Source organism: Micromonospora sp. DH13 (assembly GCF_020873825.1).
GTDB classification, from domain to species: Bacteria; Actinomycetota; Actinomycetes; order Mycobacteriales; family Micromonosporaceae; genus Micromonospora; species Micromonospora haikouensis.
Genome location: NZ_JAHWGR010000111.1, coordinates 1 through 411 on the forward strand (window position 1 = coordinate 1; position 411 = coordinate 411).

General features: G+C 62.8%; 1 protein-coding gene. It reads right to left on the reverse strand.

All coding sequences use genetic code 11. The features are described 5' to 3' along the window. Positions 1 to 411, reverse strand: a 411-nt coding sequence (locus LPA42_RS33480) for a zinc-binding dehydrogenase (RefSeq protein ID WP_228987156.1), incomplete at both ends; no start/stop codon positions are given.

The following is a 411-nucleotide window of genomic DNA, read 5'->3' on the forward strand; positions in this document are numbered from 1 at the left end:
GTCCCACACCGTCTCCAAACCTTCGCGGGAAACATTGACGGCGTTCTTCAGGCCCAATTGCTGAGCCAGCTCCAGCCTCTCGTCGGACAGGTCGGTAACGACGACGTTGCGCGCCCCTTGGAACTGAGCGACCAGGGCCGCCATGATGCCGATCGGCCCAGCACCTGAAACGAGGACATCCTCGGCCAGGCAGGGGAACTGCAAGGCGGTGTGTACGGCATTGCCGAACGGGTCAAAGATCGCCGCGACGTCGGGGTCAAGGTCCGGGATGTGATGTACCCAGACGTTGCCAGCCGGCATGACGAAGTACTGGCAGTAGGCACCGTCGACCGCATATCCAATACCTTGGGTGTTGCGGCACAGGTGACGTTTGCCCGCTAGGCAGGCCCGGCAGCGTCCGCAGACGTAGTG